Origin of the sequence: Gordonia marina, from assembly GCF_052036135.1 — a bacterium.
Classification (GTDB): Bacteria; Actinomycetota; Actinomycetes; order Mycobacteriales; family Mycobacteriaceae; genus Gordonia.
This window is the reverse complement of sequence record NZ_JBPSDN010000023.1, coordinates 35272-54827: the sequence shown is the minus strand read 5'-3', so window position 1 is coordinate 54827 and position 19556 is coordinate 35272. Positions and strand designations below refer to the sequence as shown.

Genomic DNA, 19556 nt, shown 5'->3' with positions numbered 1-19556 from the left:
ACGTTAGGGTCGTGTGGAAGGAGGCGATGATGATCGACGAGGGTGGTGACCGGATCCCCGGTCGGCTGGTGTCCGGAGCGTTGCTCCGTTACGGCGGGGTGGAGGTCGACCGAGACCGGTTGATCCGTCACCTGGCGCTGGCGGCCATCCGAGAACCCGGGCGATTCCTGGTCGGCGTCACCCGCCTGGACGGCGGTGTGCTGGAGATTCAGGTGGTCGCCGCCGATGCGCCGCTGCTGGTCGAGTCGGTCCTCACCGTGATCGACGGCGCCGGCCTGACCGTCGCGGGCATCGATCATCCGATCATGCCGGTCTGGCGTGACGGCGACGGCCGGCTCGCCGGGATAGGGGACGAGTCCGCCGAGGGCGGCGCCCGGTACGACGAGTCGTGGATCAGCGTGCGCGCGTTCGCCTCGGTGGCGTGCGACCCGGACACGATCCGCGCCGCGGTGATCGATGCGGTCGGCGTGCACGCCGCCGTGACGCGCGACGGCGAGGCGATCCGGGCGGCTCTCGCCGGGCTTGCCGATGCGACGATCGCCCCGGCGGCCGATCGCGACGAGTACCGGGATCTGATCGAGTGGATCGCCGGGGACTCCAACTTCCATCTCGTCGGGTACGCGCGCGGTGACGGCGGTGCCGGGCTCGGCGTCTGGGCGCAGCCGCAGACCATCCGCCTGCAGCCGCTCGCCGATCCGGGACCGCGGCCGGTGATCGACCGGGTGTACCTGGAGACCGGGGTGCTGCGCACCCGGTATCCGCTGGTGCTGCGGTTCTTCGACGGTGCGGTGGAGCACCAGTTCGTCGGCATGTTCACCTCGATCGGGCTGTACCAGTCGGTCCGGGAGATCCCGGTGGTCCGCACCGTCGTGCGCGGTGTTCTGAGGTCGCTGGGGCTGGAACAGGATTCGTACGGCGGTCTGGCGGTGATCGAACTGCTGCAGACCTACCCGCTGGTGGGACTCTTCGGGTCGACCGTGGCGGAGACCGCGCGCCGCGTCCAGGAGCTGCTGACCGCGAATCTGGAACGGAGCAGCCGATTCTTCGCCCGGCTGTGCCACGACGGGCATACCGTCAGCGCGATCGCCTTCCTGCCGCGCGACCGATACTCGACCGATGTGCGTTCGGCGATCATCGAGTTCACCGAACGTGAACTCGGTGGATCCGCGTCGGAGTTCGCGACGCGGCTGTCCGACAGCCCGCTCGCGCAGTTGCAGATCATGATGAAGACCCGCGGGCCGGTCGGCGGCGATCTCGGCATCGGCACGCAGACCCATGAGCGTCTCGACGAGCTGCTGCGCGGTGCGGTCCGGACCTGGGAAGACGACGTGCGGGCGCTGTCCGGCGCGTCGCCGGTGGTGTCCGGACTGCTGCCGGGAATCTCCAGCAGCTACCGCGAGGAGCGGGATCCGGCGCGGGCGGCGTTCGATCTGCCGATCGCCGCGGGACTCGCCGCCGACGACGTGCACGTGGTCCTGCGCAGCGCCGACGCGCTGCCGTGGACGTTCACCCTCTACCTCGCCGGCCGGGACGCCGCGCTGACCGATGTGCTGCCGATGCTCGCCAGCCTCGGGCTGACGGTGCTCGACGAGCATCCGTACCGCATCGACCGCGCCGACGGCCTCGGCGTCCGCATCTACGAGTTCGCCGTCCAGCCCGCGTCGCATCTGACCTCGGTCGGCGGAACCGGTCACGAGGAGCGGGTCGCCGAGGCGTTCGGGAGCATGTGGGCCGGCCGCACCGAGATCGACCGGCTCAACGAGCTGGTCCTCGGGGCCGGGCTGACCACGCGCGAGGTCTCGGTGCTGCGCATGTACGCGCGGTATCTCAAACAGTGCGGCTTCCCGGGCAGCATCGGGCACTTCGCCGACGTGCTCGGCGAGTACAGCGGGGTGGCGCGCGCCCTCGTCGGGCTCTTCCGGGCGAGCTTCGACCCGGCCGTCCGCTCGGCGGATCGGCCACGGCTGGTCGACGACGCCGGGACCCGGCTCGACGACGAACTCGCGGACGTGCTCAGCCTGGACGCCGACCGGGTGCTCTCGTCGCTGGCCCGCGCGATCCGGGCGACGCTGCGCACCAACTGGTTCCGCGGCGACGATGCCGCGGCGTCGGCCCTCGACGCCGAGTTCGCGCCCACCGTCGCGATCAAGATCGCGACGCGCGATCTGCCGCTGGCGCCCGCGCCGCGGCCGGAATTCGAGATCTTCGTCCACTCGCCGCGCGTCGAGGGCGTGCATCTGCGTTTCGGCGGCGTCGCCCGCGGCGGCTGCCGCTGGTCGGATCGCCGGGACGACTTCCGCACCGAGATCCTGGGCCTGGTCAAGGCACAGGCGGTGAAGAACGCGGTGATCGTGCCCGCCGGCGCCAAGGGCGGATTCGTGGTCCGCCGCCCACCGGCACCGACCGGTGACGCGGCCGCCGACCGGGCGGCGCACCAGGCCGAGGGCGTCGCCTGCTACCGCGCTTTCGTCGCCGCGCTGATCCAGCTGACCGACGATCTCGACCACGAGACCGGCGCCGTGGTGGCGCCGGCCGGTGTCGTGCGGCGTGACGGCGACGATCCCTACCTGGTGATGGCGGCGGACAAGGGCACCGCCAGCTTCTCCGACACCGCCAACGCGATCGCCGCGCACTACGGCTTCTGGCTCGGCGACGCGTTCGCCTCCGGCGGCTCGGTCGGCTACGACCACAAGGCGATGGGCATCACCGCGCGCGGTGCGTGGGAAGCGGTCAAGCGGCACTTCCGCGAGATGGGCATCGACACCCAGACCGAGGAGTTCACCGCGGTGGGCGTCGGCGACATGAGCGGTGACGTCTTCGGCAACGGCATGCTGGCATCGGAATGCACCCGCCTGGTGGCGGCCTTCGACCACCGGCACATCTTCGTCGACCCGGACCCCGACGCCGCCGTCTCCTACGCCGAGCGTGCGCGGCTCTTCGCGCTGCCGCGGTCGTCGTGGGCGGACTACCGGGCCGCCCTCATCAGTGCCGGCGGCGGCGTCTGGTCGCGCGAGCTGAAGTCGATCCCGGTGAGCCCCCAGATACGACGGGCGCTCGGACTCGGCGACGAGATCACCGAACTCGCGCCGCCCGAACTGATCCGCGCGATCCTGCGGGCCCCGGTCGATCTGCTGTTCAACGGCGGCATCGGTACCTATATCCGGGCCTCCGATGAAGCCGACTCGGCCGTCGGTGACAAGGCGAACGACGCCGTCCGGATCAGCGCCGACACGCTGCGCGTCAAGGTGGTCGGCGAGGGCGGCAACCTCGGCGTCACCGAGCGCGGGCGCGTGGAAGCGGATCTGTCGGGTGTGCGGATCAACACCGATGCGATGGACAACTCGGCCGGCGTCGACTGCTCCGACCACGAGGTGAACATCAAGATCCTGCTCGACTCGCAGATCTCGGCCGGCGTCCTCGATCCCGCCGAGCGGACCGGGCTGCTGGAATCGATGACCGACGAGGTGGCCCGGCTGGTGCTCGCCGACAACATCGCGCAGAACGCCGAACTCGGTCTCGCCCGCGGTCGCGCCGAGGCCGAGACCGACCTGCACGAGCGGCTGCTGGCCCAGCTCGCCGCCGACGGCGTCGACCTCGAGCTGGAGACCCTGCCCACCCCGCGGGCCCTGCGCAGACGTCGCGCGGGCGAACTCGGCCGCGGTCTGACCAGCCCGGAACTGGCGACCGTGATGGCGCACGTCAAGCTCGGTGCCAAGGCCGAACTGATCACCACCACGCTGCTCGACGGCGAGGTCTTCGACGAACTGGTGTCCGCCTACTTCCCGGAGCCGCTGCGCAGCCGGTTCTCCGACGGAATCGGCACCCACCGGCTGCGTCGCGAGATCGCGGCCACCTGCCTGGTGAACAAGATCGTCGACGACGGCGGCATGTCGTACCTGTTCCGGATGACCGAGGCCACCACCGCGACCGTCGAGGAGGCGGCCCGCGCGTACGCGGCGACCGCCGAGGTCTTCGGGCTGGGCGCCCAGATCGCGCGGCTGCGCGCCGCCGGACTCGACGCGGCACTGCTCGACGACATGACCGCGACCGAGCGGACGCTGCTGAACCGGTCGTCGCGCTGGTTCCTGGAGCACCGGCCGCAGCCGCTCGCCATCGCCGCCGAGGTGCGGCGCTATCGCGACATCGGCGGTCTCACTCCGTTCATCGACGAGTGGGCGCGGCCCACCATCGCCGGAGCCATCGACGCGATGGCCGCCGACTTCGTCCGCCGCGGGGCCGAACCCGGGCTGGCGCGGGCGGTGGCCCGCGCGCCGTACCGGCTCCACCTGCTCGACGTCGCCGACCTCGCGGAGATCGCCGACCGGGATCTGGACGAGGTGGGCGACCTGGCCTTCGCCGTGCTCGAGCACTTCGCGCTGGACGAACTGCTCGACGCGGTGAACGATCAGGAACGCGTCGACCGCTGGCATCTGCTGGCCCGGCTGGCCCTGCGCGACGACCTGCACTCGCTGGTGCGCAGCCTGACGCTGGCGATCCTGCAGCTGTCCGAGCCGGGGGAGAGCGCCGAGACCAAGATCGCCGACTGGGAGTCGTCGCGCAGCACCACGCTGGCGCGCGTCCGCGCCACGGTCGACGGTGTGAAGTCGACCCCGGAACCCGGGATCGCCGGGCTGACGGTGGCGGTACGCGCGTTGCGTAGTCTGGTGTGATGACCGAAAACACCGACACCAGAAGACTTTTCGAGGACGAGGGCCATCGGACTCCGGACGGTTACGTGGTGCAGGTGCCGGTCCGCTGGTCGGACATGGACGTGTTCGCGCACATCAACCACGCCCGGATGGTGACGCTGCTGGAAGAGGCGCGGATCCCGTGGCTCTTCTACGACGACAAGCCGACGCACCCGCTGCGCAAGGGCTGCCTGGTCGCCGATCTGCACGTGAAGTATCAGGGCCAGATCCGCCACGACGAGTCGCCGATCTCGGTGACCATGTTCGTCGAGCGGGTCCGCGCGGTCGACTTCACCGTCGGCTACGAGGTGCGCCCGCACGGCGCCGCACCCGACAGCAAGCCCGCGGTGGTGGCCAGCACCCAGCTGGTGTCGTTCGACATCGACACCCAGCGCCCCCGCCGGTTGCCGGCCGCGGAGAAGGACTACCTGCTCTCGTTTCTGAGGGAGTCGTGACCGGCCGGGGCCTGTACCCCGTCTCGGCCGCCGACCGAGGGGACGCCGCGGCCTTCGTCGCCCGCGCCGCACGCCTCGACGACTCCGGGGTGATCCGGCTGAAACAGCGCGGCGACGGCCGCACCGGTCTCTGGACGCGGACCGGGTTCGACGTCCTGGCCACCCGCTCGGTGTTCGGCACCGTGGAACCGTCCGACGTGGTCGCCGACGTCGCCGCGATGGCCGCGTCCCTCGCCGGTGACGACGAGCCCGTCGCGCTCGGCTTCGCGCTGCCCGCCGCGTGGCGCGGCGCCCTGCCGGCGCCCGACGGCTACACCCACCTGGACGATGTACCGGCGCGTGAGCTGATCGCGCTGGCGCGCAAAGGCACCCGGGTCGCGCGCGACGAGTCGGGCGCGCTCGGCCCGGCGTCGTCGCTGCTCGATCAGGAGGTGATCACGGTGACCTCCGACGCGCAGCCCGAGGCGAGCGCCGGCCTCACCATGCGGGCGGTGTTCGCGCTGACCGCCATGGGCTTCGTCCGCGACGCCGCGGGCCACGAGATCACCGAGGACTCTCCGCTCGATGCGATCGCGGCCGGGGAGCCCGTCCGGGTGCGGACCTCGCCGTCGTGGACGCGCATCGACGCGCGCTTCGGCTCGGTCTACCAGCGCAGCGCGACCCTGGGCGTGTCGGTGCTCTGAGGGGGCTGTGCGCCGGTCCGTCAGACCAGCCAGGCGGCGGAGTTCGGCGCGAGCATGCCGTCCACCAGCGGGAGGCTGACCAGCAGGATCTGGCCGTGGGGGAGCGGCACCGGGGAATTGGTGGTGTTGAGCGCGCAGATCAACCCGCCGGGGCGGCGGAACGCCAGGCAGCCGTCCGGCGCCTGGTACCAGTCGACGCCCGGGCCGCTGAACTCCGGCCGCACATAGCGCAGCTCGATCGCCTGCCGGTACAGCGACAGCGTCGAGAAGACGTCCTCGAGCTGGCGCTCGACGGTGAACCGGCCCCAGTCGTCGGGCATCGGGAGCCAGGTGTGCGGGTTGGCACTGAACCCGTACGGCGCCTCGTCACCCTCCCAGGGCAGCGGCACCCGGCAGCCGTCGCGGCCGCGTTCGGTGTGCCCGGAGCGTTCCCACACCGGGTCGACCAGTGCCTCGTCCGGCAGGTCGACGTTGGGCAGGCCGAGTTCGGCGCCGTTGTAGATGAACACGGTGCCCGGCAGCGCCAACTCGACCAGCGCCATCGCGCGGGCCCGGGCGATCCCGATGCCGAGCGCGTTCTCCTGCTCGTCGAGCGGTGCGTCCGCGGTCACCTCCGGGCGGTAGCGGGTCACCTCGCGGACCACGTCGTGGTTCGACAGCGTCCAGGTCGGCACCGCGCCGACGCCGCCCGCCGCGGCGAGCGATTCGTCGATCGCGGCGCGGATCGCGGCGACGTCGAACCCGGCGGTGGCCAGCGCGAAGTTGAAGCCGAGGTGCAGTTCATCGGGCCGCACGTACTTGGCGAACTCGTCGGGCGACTCCACCCAGACCTCACCGACGTTCGCGGTGCCCGGGTACCGGTCCATCACCGCGCGGATACGGCGGTGGATGTCGTGCACGGCGTCGTTGTTGAATCGCGGATCGTCGTCGGTGTGCTTGAGGATCACCGCCGGCGCCGCCAGATCCGGCAGCCCGGGGGCCTTCGCCATGCCGTGGGCCACGTCGATCCGGAAGCCGTCGATGCCGCGGTCGAGCCAGAACCTCATGGTCTCCTCGAGGTCCGCCATCACCTCGGGGTTCTCCCAGTTCAGATCCGGCTGCGCGGGCGCGAAGAGGTGCAGGTACCACTCGCCGAGACTGCCGTCGGCCTCCCGGATACGGCTCCACGCGGGACCGCCGAACACGCTGGTCCAGTTGTTCGGCGGCACTTCGCCGTGCTCGCCGCGGCCCGGCCGGAAGATGTACCGGTCGCGCTGCGGGCTGCCCGGACCGGCCGCCAGCGCCGCCGCAAACCAGGCGTGCTGATTGCTGGTGTGGTTGGGGACCAGGTCCATCGTGACGCGGATGTCACGGTCGTGGGCCTCGGCGATGAGCTGGTCGAACGTCGCCAGATCGCCGAACAGCGGATCGATGTCGCGCGGATCGGACACGTCGTACCCGTGGTCGGCCATCGGCGACCGCATGATCGGGGAGAGCCAGATCGCGTCGACACCGAGGAGCTCGAGGTAGCCGAGTTTGTCGATCACCCCGGCGAGGTCGCCGACGCCGTCGCCGGACAGGTCCGAGAACGACCGCGGATAGACCTGGTAGACGACAGCGTTGCGCCACCAGTCGGGGTTCACGAGCGAGTCGGTGTCTTGCGTCACGCGGGCAATTCTGTCACACGGGGCTGTTCATCAAGGAGTGCGCCGCGGCGTGGAAGTACTCGGTCATTCGCGCGCGATGCTCGTCGTCGAGCACATCGGCGGGGATCGACGCGACCGCGATGTCCATGCAGCGCAGCCAGGCGTCGCGTTCGAGGGGACCCACCTTGTACGGGATGTGCCGCATCCGCAGCCGCGGGTGGCCGCGCTGATCGGAGTAGGTGTGCGGGCCGCCCCAGTACTGTTCCAGGAACATCCGCAGGCGTTCCTCGGCGCCCGTCAGGTCCGGATACTCCGGATACATCGGCGCGAGCAGCTCGTCGCGGGCGACCTCTTCGTAGAACCTCTTGGTGATCGCGCGGAAGGTCTCTTCGCCGCCGACTTGCTCGTAAAAGGTGCTCACGATGTCCATTGTTCCCCATCTACGACGCGCTGTAGGCCCTCCGCGCACGCGGCGGGGCCAGGTGGGTTAAATTAGATCCGAACCAAGGCGGTCCGCATCCCGCGGGTCGCGTGCGCCTCGCGACGCGAGGCGCTCATCGAAAGGCTGACAGTGGATAGCGTTGTCGCACCCATCGGGTTGACCGTGATCATTCTGGTCTTGATCGCCATCGCGGGATGTGTGATCTCGATGCTCTTCTCCCACGGCGTCAAGCGCCCGAAGGTCCCCGAGTACACCCTGGACCAGGAATGGACCCGCGGACCTGCGCTGTTCAGCGCGACCGAGATCGAGCCCATGGCCCTGCCTCGCCATTTCGAGCCGGCCGACACCGAGGGAGGGTACGCCAGTGCCAAGTGGTGACCACAACCAGATCGCCCAGCAGAGCTCCGGGGTCCTGAACCTCCTCGGCGCCCGCAACGAAGAGGGCCTGCCGTACGGCTCCGCCGTCACCGCGAGTGGCCGGATCTCCGCCGCGCTGTTCCCCGGCGACGGCTTCGACACCCCGCCGTTCACCCGCGACGAGCTGATCGCGCTCGACGAGGCGCTCACCGACGCGAGCAACCTCGCCGAGGTCCGCTTCTCGGTGTACATCGGCGACCTGGACGGCGACGTGGCCACCGCGGCCCGCGCCATCCTCGCGCAGGCGCCCGAGCCGGCCCACGGCGCACTGGTCGCCGTCTCGCCGAACACCCACGACGTCGTCGTGGTCTCGGGCTCCGAGGTGGCCGGCCGCGTCAACGACCGTGTCGCCGAGCTCGGGGTGACCGCCGCCGTGTCGGCGTTCCGCCACAACCAGCTGATCGACGGCCTGGTCTCGGCCCTGCGCGTGATGGCCACCGCCGTCGCCCGCCCCTGAGGTCAGCGGAGAAGATCCACGCGTAAAGGCGGCCACCCCGGACGGGGTGGCCGCCTTTCTCTGTGCTCGCTTCTGCCCGCTTTTGCGTGAAACGGAACCGGCCGGGCTCCCGGAACGTCTAAATATGGACGGGGGAGGGATAGCCATGGGGGATGTGGAGTCGATCGAGTACGTCTGGCGTGATCGTGCCCGGGTCGCGAGCGAGGCGGCGGACGAGCTGGAGGACTTGGCCAATCAGCTCAGTACGACGATGGTTCGCAATTCCTTCGGTGTCGGGTGTGTCGAGGGGGACGTACTCTTCGGTCGGCTGTGCGCGATCCGGGACTCGACGGTCACGGCGTTTCACACGCAAGCGACCCGGGCACGCGAGGTGGCGGATCGTTGCCTGGCGGCGGCCGCGGCGTATGAGGCGGCCGACGGCGCCTCCGCAGCCGAAGTCGGGACGTCCTGATGAGCGGCGGTGCTCAATTCTTGCGGATGGTCGTGCTCGCGGCGGTCTTGTTCGTGGCGGCTACCGGATGCGGTGAGAGCCGCCACTCGGTCAGGAGTCCGCGAGCCACCCGCGATTCGGCCGTAGATGAGATTCGGCAGCGCGACGCGCAGGGGCGGTTGTTGCCGTTCACGACGGTGTTTCGGCACAGATGGAACTCTGCCAACGATGGGACGCCCTACGAGCCGTGCACTGCTCTCGACTCGGCGGGCTTGGTTGCCCTCGGCGTCGAGCCACAGAGTGTGAAGGATGTGGCCGGTACTGACGGGCAGACGGCACGCGGTTGCATGTGGCGGTACGGCACCGCGACCGCTGGACGCGGCTGGGCGGTTGTCCAGGCGGTCGGCAATTCACCAAGCTTGGCAGCCGACAAGCGCAAGCGCCATATCGAGACAGACCTGTGGCTGCCCGATCTCGTCATCGACGGTCGCGTTGTCGGCCTTCACCAGAGTGCACTCGGCGGCACCTGTGATACCTATGTCCAGTCCGGCAAGGCGGCCGTGAGCACGCTCGTGTCGGTATCGGATCCCGAGGCCACGCTCGACGAGATATGCGAGCGAGCCCTGGCCTTCACGCGCGCGACCATCGGTCAGATGCCCCCGTGACCTGCCCCATGACCCTCCCGAGCGGCCCGCCTCTCACTCCCCAGAACGAGACCCCCGGGATCCGTTGCCCGATACGAGCAACAGATCCCGGGGTTTCGCTGGGTACCGGGGTCGGGGCCGGGGTCAGGTGGCGTCGTGGGTGCGGGCCTTCAGGGAGCGTTCCACGCCGGCACGACCCTCCAGGATCAGTCGTTCCAGCGCCGGGGGGACGTCGCCGGATGCCAGGAAGGCGTCGGCGGCGTCGAGGGCGGCGGCGCTGATGTCCCATGACGGGTACAGGCCGACGACGACCGTCTGGGCCACCTCGCTGGAGCGTCGTGCCCAGAGGTCGCGGACCGACTCGAAGTAGCGCTCGGTGAACGGCAGCAGCAGTTCGGTCTGGCCCGCGCGGTTGATGCCCTCGATCATCGCGCGCACGGTCACGTTGGCGACCGTGTCGTCGTCGAAGGCCGTGCTCCAGGCGGCCTCCTTGGCCTCGGCGAGCGGCCGGGCGGCGCGGGCCGCCTCGGCGTGGCGAGCGCCGGCGGCGGTGTTGTCGCGGGCCGCCTCAGCGTCGATCGCCGGGGTACCGGACGCCTCGGCATCCAGGGCGCCGGCCGCGGCCAGCGCCTTGACCAGCTTCCAGCGCAGTTCCGCGTCGACCACCAGCCCGGCCAGGCCGACGGTCGCGGGGTCGTCGCCGTCGAGCAGCGATCGCAGGGCGGGGAGCTGGTCGTCGTTCACCACGCCGCCCAGCAGCGCGTTCACGAACGCCAGCTGGTGATCCGAGCCGGGCTCGGCGGCGCGGGCGAGGTCGAGCACCCGGGCCGCGAACGACGGCCAGCCCTCGGTGATCGCCCAGTGCGGATCGGCGTACGACTCCAGCGCCGTCCCGGCCTGCAGCAGCACGCGCTGAACGACGCCGATCTCGGATTCGGCGCCGATCCCGGCGCTGACGAGCGCGACGAAGTCGCGGGCCCGCATCTCGGCCTGGCGGGTCATCTCCCACGCCGCCGACCACACCAGGGTGCGTGGCAACGAGTCGGCGATGTCGGCGATGCGGGCGGTCGCGGTGGCCAGGGACCGCGGGTCCAGGCGGACCGACGCGTAGGTGAGGTCGTCGTCGTTCAGCAGGATCAGCTGGCCGCGCGGGACGCCGACCAGCTCGGGGACCTCGGTGCGCGGGCCGTCGACGTCGATCTCGACGCTGTGCGTGCGGACCAGCTTGCCGTCGGCGTCGTCGTAGACCCCGATGCGCAGGCGGTGCACGCGGACGCCGCCCGGCTCGCGCTTCTCCAGTCCGCCCGCGGCCGGCTCGGCGCCGCCCTGCAGGACGGCGAAATCGGTGAAGCGGCCCTGCTCGTCGAGCAGGAAGTCGGGCTCCAGGGCGTTGATACCGGTGGTCTTGAGCCACTGGTCGCCCCAGCTGGACAGGTCACGGCCGGAGGCGCGTTCCAGAGCGCCGACCAGGTCGGCGAAAGTGGCGTTGCCGAAGCGGTGCTCGGTGAAGTACTCGCGCAGACCGGTCAGGAACGGCTCCAGACCGACGTAGGCGACGAGCTGCTTGAGCACCGACGCACCCTTGGCGTAGGTGATGCCGTCGAAGTTCACCTCGACGGCCTGCAGGTCGACCATGTCGGCGGCGATCGGGTGGGTCGACGGCAGCTGGTCCTGCCGGTACGCCCACGACTTCTCGACGTTCGCGAAGGTGGTCCAGGCGTTGGTGTACTCGGTGGCGCCGACCTGGGCCAGCACCGAGGCGAAGGTCGCGAACGACTCGTTGAGCCACAGGTCGTCCCACCACTTCATGGTCACCAGGTCGCCGAACCACATGTGCGCCATCTCGTGCAGGACGGTCTCGTTGCGGCGCTCGTACAGATAGCGGGTGACGCGCGAGCGGAAGACGTAGTCCTCCAGGAAGGTCACCGCGCCGGCGTTCTCCATCGCCCCGGCGTTGAACTCGGGGACGAACAGCTGGTCGTACTTGCCGAACGCGTACGGCACGCCGAAGGTGCGGTGGTAGAAACCGAAACCCTGCTTGGTCTCGGTGAACAGCCGCTCGGCGTCCATGTGCTCGGCGAGCGAGGCGCGGCAGTACAGCCCGAGGGGGATGGTGCCGTGGTCGTCGGCGTACTCGTCGGTCCACTTCGCGTACGGCCCGGCGATCAGGGCGACGAGGTAGGTGCTCATCACCTCGGTGGTCGCGAACACGTGCGTCCGGGCGGCGCCGTCCGCGGAGGTCTGGGTGACCGGCGCGTTGGAGATCACCTCCCAGCTCTCGGGCGCGGTCACCGTCAACGTGTACGTGGCCTTGAGATCGGGCTGGTCGAAGCAGGCGAACATCCGCTTCGCGTCGGCGGTCTCGAACTGCGAGTACAGGTACACCGCACCGTCGGCGGGATCGACGAAGCGGTGCAGACCCTCACCGGTGTTGGAGTAAGCGCAGTCGGCGACCACCGACAGGACGTTCTCCTCCGCGAGGTCCGGCAGCGCCAGTCCGACCGACTCGTCGTAGTCGGACACGTCCAGGTCGACCCCATTCAGATTCGCCGAAATCAGCTGCGGCGCAACAAGATCGATGAACGACGACGCCCCCGGCGTCGCGGTGAACGTCACCACGGTGTGTGAGGCGAAGGTCTCCTCGCCGGTGGTGAGGTCGAGGTCGATGCGATAGTTCTGGATGTCGAGAACGGCGGCGCGCTCGGCGGCGGCGGACCGCGTGAGATTGGGAGGAGTCACAGCGTCGACTGTATCCCCGCGCGGGCCCCGGCGGCAGCGGGCGGCGCCGCGGGCCGCGCGGTGCTTGAATGGGTGGCATGGCTGAACGCGATCGTGTGGATTTCTGGTTCGACCCCCTCTGCCCGTGGTGCTGGATCACCTCGCGCTGGATCCTGGAGGCGGAGAAGGTGCGGCCCATCGATGTGAACTTCCACATCATGAGCCTCGCCGTGCTCAACGAGGGCCGGGACATCCCGGAGTCGTACCGGGCGATGCTCGCCGACGCGATGGGCCCGGTCCGCGTGCTCGCCGCCGCGGCCGACCGGCACGGCGACCAGGTTCTCGCACCGCTCTACGCCGCGATGGGCACCGAACGCCACGACAACGGCAACCACGACGCGGCCTCGGTGATCACGAACGCGCTCGCGGCGGCCGGCCTCGAAGCCGACCTGGCGGAGGCGGCGACCTCGACGTCGTACGACGACACCATCCGGGCGAGTCACCACGAGGGCATGGACAAGGTGGGCCCGGACGTCGGCACACCGACCATTCACGTCAACGGCATCGCCTTCTTCGGGCCCGTGCTGTCGAAGATCCCGCGCGGCGAGGAGGCCGGCCGGGTGTGGGACGGCGTCGTTGCGCTGGCGAGCTACCCGCACTTCTTCGAGCTCAAGCGCACCCGCACCGAGGACCCCGACTTCACCTGATCTCGGTACCCGCCGAGGCCGCCACGGGGAGCGGAGTGTCCGCACCGTGGGTGGGCTCAGAACTTCGGGGGAGTGACCAGCCCGTTCGGGAGCGATCCGGCGGGGACCTCGCGCGGCGCCGGCGGTGTGGCGATCGGCACGGTGTGGCCGCTGCCGACGCCGCGCCTGGCGGTGCGCGGACGGAAGAACAGCGAACCGGCCCGGGTCCGGTCGCGCAGCGCGGCCGCCCGCCAGGTGAGCACCGGGTGATTGGCCAGCAGGTTGACCAGCGTCACGAAGAAGCCCTTCTCCTGCGTGGCGCGGTCGGCGAACTGGTCGTAGTCGACCGCGGTCAGCATGTACTTGCCCGCCGCGAGCAGGCCGATCGCGGGCGGCGCCCCGGCCGGATGGGTGTAGTAGCCGTAGTTGTCGGCGGTGTACTCCTGTGCGCGCGACAGCGTGGTGCCCAGGATCGGCACCGACATCAGGGTGCCGGTGAACAACTGCCGCCAGTACGACGTGTGACCGGCCGCGAGATGTCCCACCTCGTGCCCGATCACGAATTCCAGCGCCTCCGGGTTGCGGGCCTTGCCGCCCACCTCGAACAGGTCCGAATAGACGACGATGTAGCGGCGGAACCCGTGGCCCGAGGCGAACGCGTTGATCGCGCCGTTGCCGTTCACCACGTAGCCGTCGGGCGCGTAGTGCAGGCCGTAGCGCGCGGCGGCCTCGATCAGCATCCGGTATCCCTCGGGGAACTGCGTCGGCGACATCTGCACACCGTTGACGCGCTGCTGCGCGTACAGCACGCCGCGGCCGATCAGCAGGAGCAGCGGCAACGCGAGGATCAGCAGGAAGTACTCGCTGATGTTCCCGATCGCGACCAGGACCAGCACCGCGAGGTAGCCGGCCAGGCTGAGCGCGATCAGCAGCACCAGCATCGGGATCTCGCCCGGATGCCGACGCGGGGCGCCGGAATACTTGGCCGGCGGCCGCCAGACGGCGTCCGGGCCGGGCTGATGCGTGGGCGGCGCCTCGACCTTGGAGTCGGGTACGCCGGGAACGGAGGGGATGGGCGCGTGGGTGTCCACCCCACCAATCTATAGTGACGGGCATGCGGATTTACCTGGGTGCCGACCACGCCGGCTTCGAGCGCAAGAACGAGATCGCCGATCATCTGCGGGCCGCCGGTCACGAGGTGATCGACTGCGGTGCGCACACCTACGACGCTCTCGACGACTACCCGCCGTTCTGCATCGAGGCGGCCGAGCGCGTCGTCGCCGATCCGGGCAGCCTCGGCATCGTCCTCGGCGGCAGCGGCAACGGTGAGCAGATCGCCGCCAATAAGGTCAAGGGTGCCCGCTGCGCGCTGGCCTGGAGCACCGAGACCGCGCAGCTGGCCCGCGAGCACAACAACGCCCAGCTGATCGGCATCGGCGGCCGCATGCACTCCAAGGAGGAGGCGCTGGCGATCGTCGACGCCTTCGTGTCGACCGCCTGGTCGGAGGAGCCGCGTCACCAGCGCCGCATCGACCTGCTCGCCGACTACGAGCGCACCGGCGAGAACCACCTGCCGCAGGCCTGACGGCCGCCACCCATGCCCGAGGGTCATGCGCTGCACCGGCTCGCCCGGCGGCAGTCGCAGCAGTTCGGCGGCCAGCGGGTCCGGGTCAGCAGCCCGCAGGGTCGCTTCGGTCCCGAGGCCGCACTGCTCGACGGGCTCGTCTTCGAGGGCGCGCAGGCCTGGGGCAAGCACCTGATCTACCGGCTCGGCGATGCCGGTGAGCGTCTGGTGCACATTCATCTGGGCATCTACGGCGCCTTCACCGAGGAGTCGTTGCCGATGCCGGAGCCGACCGGTCAGATCCGGCTGCGGATGGTCGGCGACGACCTCGGCGTCGACCTGCGCGGGCCCAACGCCTGCGAGCTGTACACACCGGAGGACCTCGACGCCTTGATCGCCCGGCTCGGGCCCGATCCGCTGCGTGACGACGCCGACCCGGAGCGGGCGTGGCGGGCGATCAGCCGGTCCCGGCGCCCGATCGGCTCGCTGCTGATGGACCAGAAGGTGATCGCCGGGGTCGGCAACATCTATCGCGCGGAAGTGCTGTTCCGCACCGGCATCGAGCCGATGCGGCCCGGCACCACGATCACCCGCGGCGAGTTCGACGCGATCTGGGCCGACCTGGCCGAACTGATGCCGATCGGCATGGCGAAAGGGCGGATCCACGTCGTCCGCCCCGAGGACGACCACGGCGCCCCGGCGTACGCCCCGGACCGGCCCCGCACCTACGTGTACCGGCGGGCCGGCGAGGCCTGCCGGCTGTGCGGCACACCGGTGTCGTGGCGGGAACTGGAAGGACGCAACCTGTTCTGGTGCGCCGCGTGCCAGTCTTCTGCCACCGGCTGAGGCTTCCGACGGGCTCAGCCGGCGGAGCGGACTCTCATCGACCGGAGCGGATTCTCATCGGCCGGAGTGGATTCTCAGAGGACGTTCAGCCGTCTGCCCGGGTCCCTCCCAGGAGGTGCGGCCACCCTGGAAGGCATGACCAGCTTCCCGACGGGCCGCGGCCCGGTGACGGTGCTCGCCGTGGGCGGCACCGGCGAATCATTCCCCGGCGACCGCCGGGCAGAGGTGACCGGCATGCTCGCCGGTGTCACCCGCGCGCTCGACGACCGCTTCACCGCGCGCTGGGTGCCGTACCCGGCCAGCTACGGGCCCACCCCGCGCCCGGACGGCGAATGCTATCTGACCAGCGTGTCGCGCGGCGTGACGGCGCTGTCGCGGGCCATCGCCCAGACCCTCGCCGACGACCCGCACGCCACCGTGATGCTGATCGGTTACTCGCAGGGCGCGGTGGTGATCCGGCGGCTCCTGGCGCACCCGTCGTCCGGGCACCTGCTGCCGTCGATCGCGGCGGTCGGCTTCGTCGCCGACCCCCATCAGCCGCCCGGAGCGGTCGACGGCTGCGAGGGCTGGGGTGTGGCCGGGCCGGGGCCCGCGCTGCCCGGGGACATCCCCGCGTTCTGGATCGGGGCCGCCGACGACATGATCTGCAACGCGAGCCCGGACTCGCTGCTACGCGACGTCGCCGACCTGTCCGGCGTGTTCTCGGCCGGGCATGTGCGGCTGTGGCTCACCGACGTGTACGGCCGGGTCCGCTCGGCGCGGTTGCAGAACGCTCCGCGGACCGCGATCACGCCCGCGCAGTGGCGGCGGGACGTCGGCCGCGTCGCGCGGGCCGCCCGCGAGGTCCGCGGCTACCTGCCGTCGTCGGTGCAGTGGCGACGGTGGCGGGTGCGCAACAGCCTCGGCGGGCGCCACGTGTCGTACGACGTCGAGCCCTACCGGCGGGCGCCGCTCACCGATCCGGACACCACCGGATGCGAGGCGCTCGCACACTGGTTGCAGTTGCAGGCCACGCTGGGGGAGAGCGGTCGCCGGACCGCGGCGTGAGAACCCGGGATACGAAACGAGGTCCCACCCGTGATCGGGTGGGACCTCGTCTCGTAGGTCAGCGCGGTGCGACTAGCTGGAGTCGGCCGGGCCCTTGGTGCCGCGGATGACGACCGGGGTGCCGGTCGGGATGTTCTCGTACACCCAGCGGCCGTTCTCGGTGCTCACGTTGAGGCAGCCGTGGCTCACGTTGCTGTGGCCCTGCTGCTCGACCGACCACGGCGCGGCGTGGATGAACACGCCGTCGTTGGTCAGGCGGGTCGCGTACTCGACGTAGGTGCGGTAGCCCTCGGGCGAGTCGACCGGCACACCGTAGGTGGAGCTGTCCATGTACATGTCACGGTACTTCTCCTTGGTGTGGAAGGTTCCGTGCTGCGTCGGGTGCGCATCGCTGCCCATGGAGACCGGCATGTTCTTGACGAGCTTGCCGTCCTTCCACCAGTAGAGGCGGTGGTCGCTGTCGACCGCGAGGGCGACGTAACCGGACTTGGTCGCGACGTTCGGCATGGCCGGGACGCCCGGCTCGGCCGGCGGCGTCGACTTCTTCGGCGTCGGCTTGGTGTGCGACGGAGGGGTCGGCAGACCCGGGATCTCCGGCACGTCGATGGTCGGGCCGCCCGGGAAGATGGTGACCTTGCCGGCCGGTTCGGCATTCGCGACGGCCGGCACTGCGATGGACAGGGCTGCGCCGGTCACGGCGACAGCGACGAGTCGGGCAGTAAGGCTATTACGTCGGCCCGAAGACTTGGCGGAAAACACGTGGTCAAAACCTTCGTTCGTGGTCATGGATGACGTCCCCCGAGACGTACAGGAAGCATCGTTACATAAACGTTGCCATCGAGCCAACCGGTCACGGCCGGTATCTGCGCTGCTACGTCCCTTGTGTCCGGTTTGTCCTGCGGGTACGCCGGTAACGGGATTCCGGTCACAACCCATCGGGGCGTGTCCGGCAGGCGATTCGGGCGCGGCCCCACCGAGATGGAGGCCGCGCCCGAAGCGTCACCTGAGCGGGTGACGGGAATCGAACCCGCGTAGCTAGTTTGGAAGACTAGGGCTCTACCATTGAGCTACACCCGCGTGCGCGCCGGCGGCCGTCTCCGGCGCACCGTGTGCGAGCACAGACTCTACGTGACCGCCGTCGCCTTCGGCAAAAGGGCCTCCCGCCCGCACGGTGACGGCCGGGTGATCAGTACTATGGCTGTCTGGTCGCGTCGGACGTCGTCGTACACCGCCGGGATGTGGCGCAGCTTGGTAGCGCATCCGCTTTGGGAGCGGAGGGTCGCAGGTTCAAATCCTGTCATCCCGACCACCGTCAATCGTGCGAGCACGCAGTAACTAACAAGGAGCACCAACGTCGTGAAGAGCACCGTCGAGCAGCTGAGCCCGACCCGAGTCAAGCTGAATGTCGAGGTTCCGTTCGAGGAGCTGTCCGGCGACTTCGAGCGCGCCTACGCCGCGCTCGCCCAGCAGATCCGCATCCCGGGCTTCCGTCCCGGCAAGGCTCCGGCCAAGATCATCGAGGCACGGGTCGGCCGCGAGGCGATCCTCGAGCAGGTCGTGAACGACGCGCTGCCCGCCAAGTACAGCGAGGCGCTCGCCGAGACCGAGACCAACGCGATCAGCCAGCCGGAGATCGAGCTGGGCGACCTGGTCCACGGCGAGCCGCTCACCTTCACCGCCGTCGTCGACGTGCGTCCGGAGATCACCCTGCCCGCCTACGACTCGCTGTCGGTCGAGGTCGATCCGATCGAGGTCGCCGACGCCGACGTCGAGGCCGAACTGGACAATCTGCGCCAGCGCTTCGGCACCCTGGCCGGCGTCGACCGCGGTGCGCAGGAGGGCGACTTCGTCTCGCTCGACCTGTCGGCCACCGTCGATGGCGAGAACGTCGAGGACGCCGCCACCGAGGGCCTGTCGCACGAGGTCGGCAACGGCGACCTGATCGACGGTCTCGACGAGGCCATCACCGGCCTCAAGTCGGGCGAGTCGACGACCTTCACCACCACCCTCATCGCCGGCGAGTACGCGGGCAAGGAGGCCGAGGTCACCGCGACCGTGCAGTCGGTCAAGGTCCGCGAGCTGCCGGAGCTGGACGAGGACTTCGTGCAGATGGCCAGCGAGTTCGACACCGTCGACGAGCTGCGCGAGAGCCTGCGCGGCCAGGTCGCCGACACCAAGAAGTACGCCCAGGCCGGCGCCATCCGTGACGCCGTCCTCGACGCGCTCCTCGAGGCCGTGGAGTTCCCGCTGCCCGAGGCCGTCGTCGACGACGAGGTCGAGGCCACTCAGCACCAGCTGATCCACGCGCTCGGTCACGACGACGAGCAGATCGCCCGCTTCCTGGAGGCCCAGGGCAAGACCCGCGAGGAGTGGGACGCCGAGGCCAAGGAGACCGCCGAGAAGTCGGTGCGCACCCAGCTGCTGCTCGACGCCGTCGCCGACGCCGCCGAGACCGAGGTGGACCAGAGCGAGCTGACCCAGCAGATCATCATGCAGGCCCAGCGCTACGGCATGCCGCCGCAGGAGTTCATCCAGCAGCTGCAGAACGCCAACCAGATCGGCGCCCTGTACGCCGATGTGCGCCGCAACAAGGCGCTGGCCGAGGTGATCGGCGAGGTGACCGTGAAGGACACCAACGGCGACGTGATCGACACCGAGACCTTCTTCGGCACCGCCGAGGACGGCGACGAGGACGGCGACGACGAGTGATCGTCTGACCTGCTCGGTCGACACCCCGTAAGACCCGCGGGGGGGGGGGGGGGGGGGGGGGGGGGGGGGGGGGGGGGGGGGGGGGGGGGGGGGGGGGGGGGGGGGGGGGGGGGGGGGGGGGGGGGGGGGGGGGGGGGGGGGAGAA

General features: G+C 70.3%; 17 protein-coding genes and 2 tRNA genes. 13 read left to right on the top strand and 6 right to left on the bottom strand.

Features of this window, described 5'->3' with window-relative positions:
• Window positions 1-26 precede the first annotated feature (26 nt).
• From ACSEEN_RS14790 to ACSEEN_RS14780, 3 genes are read left to right on the top strand one after another with little or no spacing between them, the layout of a single operon-like run.
• Window positions 27-4670 (top strand): NAD-glutamate dehydrogenase domain-containing protein, encoded by a 4644-nt coding sequence (locus ACSEEN_RS14790; RefSeq protein ID WP_440713583.1) that lies wholly within the window; start codon window positions 27-29, stop codon window positions 4668-4670.
• Entirely contained in the window at window positions 4670-5143 is a 474-nt protein-coding gene (locus tag ACSEEN_RS14785; protein WP_247867425.1) for an acyl-CoA thioesterase, read from the top strand. The genes ACSEEN_RS14790 and ACSEEN_RS14785 overlap by 1 nt, the downstream gene beginning before the upstream one ends.
• Window positions 5140-5826 (top strand): DUF8185 domain-containing protein, encoded by a 687-nt coding sequence (locus ACSEEN_RS14780; RefSeq protein ID WP_298444950.1) that lies wholly within the window; start codon window positions 5140-5142, stop codon window positions 5824-5826. The genes ACSEEN_RS14785 and ACSEEN_RS14780 overlap by 4 nt, the downstream gene beginning before the upstream one ends.
• Before the next feature lie 20 nt (window positions 5827-5846).
• Here the strand turns inward: ACSEEN_RS14780 and ACSEEN_RS14775 are convergent, their stop codons facing one another.
• Together ACSEEN_RS14775 and ACSEEN_RS14770 are read right to left on the bottom strand one after the other, a co-directional pair.
• Complete coding sequence (locus tag ACSEEN_RS14775) at window positions 5847-7472, bottom strand: glycoside hydrolase family 13 protein (protein WP_440713582.1); 1626 nt, start codon at window positions 7470-7472, stop codon at window positions 5847-5849.
• A gap of 13 nt (window positions 7473-7485) precedes the next feature.
• Entirely contained in the window at window positions 7486-7881 is a 396-nt protein-coding gene (locus tag ACSEEN_RS14770; protein WP_283255289.1) for a globin, read from the bottom strand.
• 141 nt (window positions 7882-8022) lie between these two features.
• Between ACSEEN_RS14770 and ctaJ the strand changes: the two genes are divergently transcribed.
• The 4 genes from ctaJ (at window position 8023) to ACSEEN_RS14750 (ending at window position 9862) form a co-directional block, all read left to right on the top strand.
• Window positions 8023-8271: an aa3-type cytochrome oxidase subunit CtaJ gene (ctaJ, locus tag ACSEEN_RS14765; RefSeq protein ID WP_247867428.1), complete on the top strand. Its 249-nt coding sequence runs from the start codon at window positions 8023-8025 to the stop codon at window positions 8269-8271.
• On the top strand, window positions 8258-8767 hold the full coding sequence (locus tag ACSEEN_RS14760) for a DUF5130 domain-containing protein (protein ID WP_371307994.1): 510 nt from the start codon (window positions 8258-8260) through the stop codon (window positions 8765-8767). Before ctaJ ends, ACSEEN_RS14760 begins: the two co-directional genes overlap by 14 nt.
• Window positions 8768-8912: 145 nt before the next feature.
• Window positions 8913-9218, top strand: a complete 306-nt coding sequence (locus ACSEEN_RS14755; protein ID WP_440713581.1) for a hypothetical protein — start codon at window positions 8913-8915, stop codon at window positions 9216-9218.
• Window positions 9218-9862: a DUF3558 family protein gene (locus ACSEEN_RS14750; RefSeq protein ID WP_440713580.1), complete on the top strand. Its 645-nt coding sequence runs from the start codon at window positions 9218-9220 to the stop codon at window positions 9860-9862. The genes ACSEEN_RS14755 and ACSEEN_RS14750 overlap by 1 nt, the downstream gene beginning before the upstream one ends.
• Window positions 9863-9985: 123 nt before the next feature.
• On the opposite strand, the gene pepN is transcribed toward ACSEEN_RS14750, so the two are convergent.
• Window positions 9986-12580 (bottom strand): aminopeptidase N, encoded by a 2595-nt coding sequence (pepN, locus tag ACSEEN_RS14745; RefSeq protein ID WP_440713579.1) that lies wholly within the window; start codon window positions 12578-12580, stop codon window positions 9986-9988.
• A gap of 77 nt (window positions 12581-12657) precedes the next feature.
• Between pepN and ACSEEN_RS14740 the strand changes: the two genes are divergently transcribed.
• Entirely contained in the window at window positions 12658-13266 is a 609-nt protein-coding gene (locus tag ACSEEN_RS14740) for a DsbA family oxidoreductase (RefSeq protein WP_247867431.1), read from the top strand.
• A 56-nt stretch (window positions 13267-13322) separates the two neighbouring features.
• Here ACSEEN_RS14740 and ACSEEN_RS14735 read toward each other — a convergent pair whose 3' ends face one another.
• The gene (locus tag ACSEEN_RS14735; protein WP_440713578.1) at window positions 13323-14336 is read right to left on the bottom strand and encodes a M48 family metallopeptidase; all 1014 of its coding nucleotides are present in this window, start codon (window positions 14334-14336) and stop codon (window positions 13323-13325) included.
• Window positions 14337-14359: 23 nt separating this feature from the next.
• Here ACSEEN_RS14735 and ACSEEN_RS14730 point away from each other — a divergent pair, with 23 nt between their 5' ends.
• From ACSEEN_RS14730 to ACSEEN_RS14720, 3 genes are all read left to right on the top strand, one after another.
• Window positions 14360-14830 carry a ribose-5-phosphate isomerase gene (locus tag ACSEEN_RS14730; protein ID WP_247867433.1) on the top strand — a complete coding sequence of 157 codons (471 nt, stop codon included), beginning with the start codon at window positions 14360-14362 and terminating at the stop codon, window positions 14828-14830.
• A 12-nt stretch (window positions 14831-14842) separates the two neighbouring features.
• Entirely contained in the window at window positions 14843-15655 is an 813-nt protein-coding gene (locus ACSEEN_RS14725; RefSeq protein WP_440713577.1) for an Fpg/Nei family DNA glycosylase, read from the top strand.
• Between the two features lie 135 nt (window positions 15656-15790).
• Entirely contained in the window at window positions 15791-16702 is a 912-nt protein-coding gene (locus ACSEEN_RS14720; RefSeq protein WP_440713576.1) for a cutinase family protein, read from the top strand.
• A 72-nt stretch (window positions 16703-16774) separates the two neighbouring features.
• On the opposite strand, the gene ACSEEN_RS14715 is transcribed toward ACSEEN_RS14720, so the two are convergent.
• On the bottom strand, window positions 16775-17461 hold the full coding sequence (locus ACSEEN_RS14715; RefSeq protein ID WP_371307989.1) for a L,D-transpeptidase: 687 nt from the start codon (window positions 17459-17461) through the stop codon (window positions 16775-16777).
• A gap of 247 nt (window positions 17462-17708) precedes the next feature.
• Window positions 17709-17779, bottom strand: a tRNA-Gly gene (locus tag ACSEEN_RS14710).
• 155 nt (window positions 17780-17934) lie between these two features.
• Between ACSEEN_RS14710 and ACSEEN_RS14705 the strand changes: the two genes are divergently transcribed.
• Together ACSEEN_RS14705 and tig are read left to right on the top strand one after the other, a co-directional pair.
• Window positions 17935-18011 (top strand) — tRNA-Pro (locus ACSEEN_RS14705).
• Between the two features lie 47 nt (window positions 18012-18058).
• Window positions 18059-19411: a trigger factor gene (gene tig, locus ACSEEN_RS14700; protein WP_440713575.1), complete on the top strand. Its 1353-nt coding sequence runs from the start codon at window positions 18059-18061 to the stop codon at window positions 19409-19411.
• Window positions 19412-19556 lie beyond the last annotated feature (145 nt).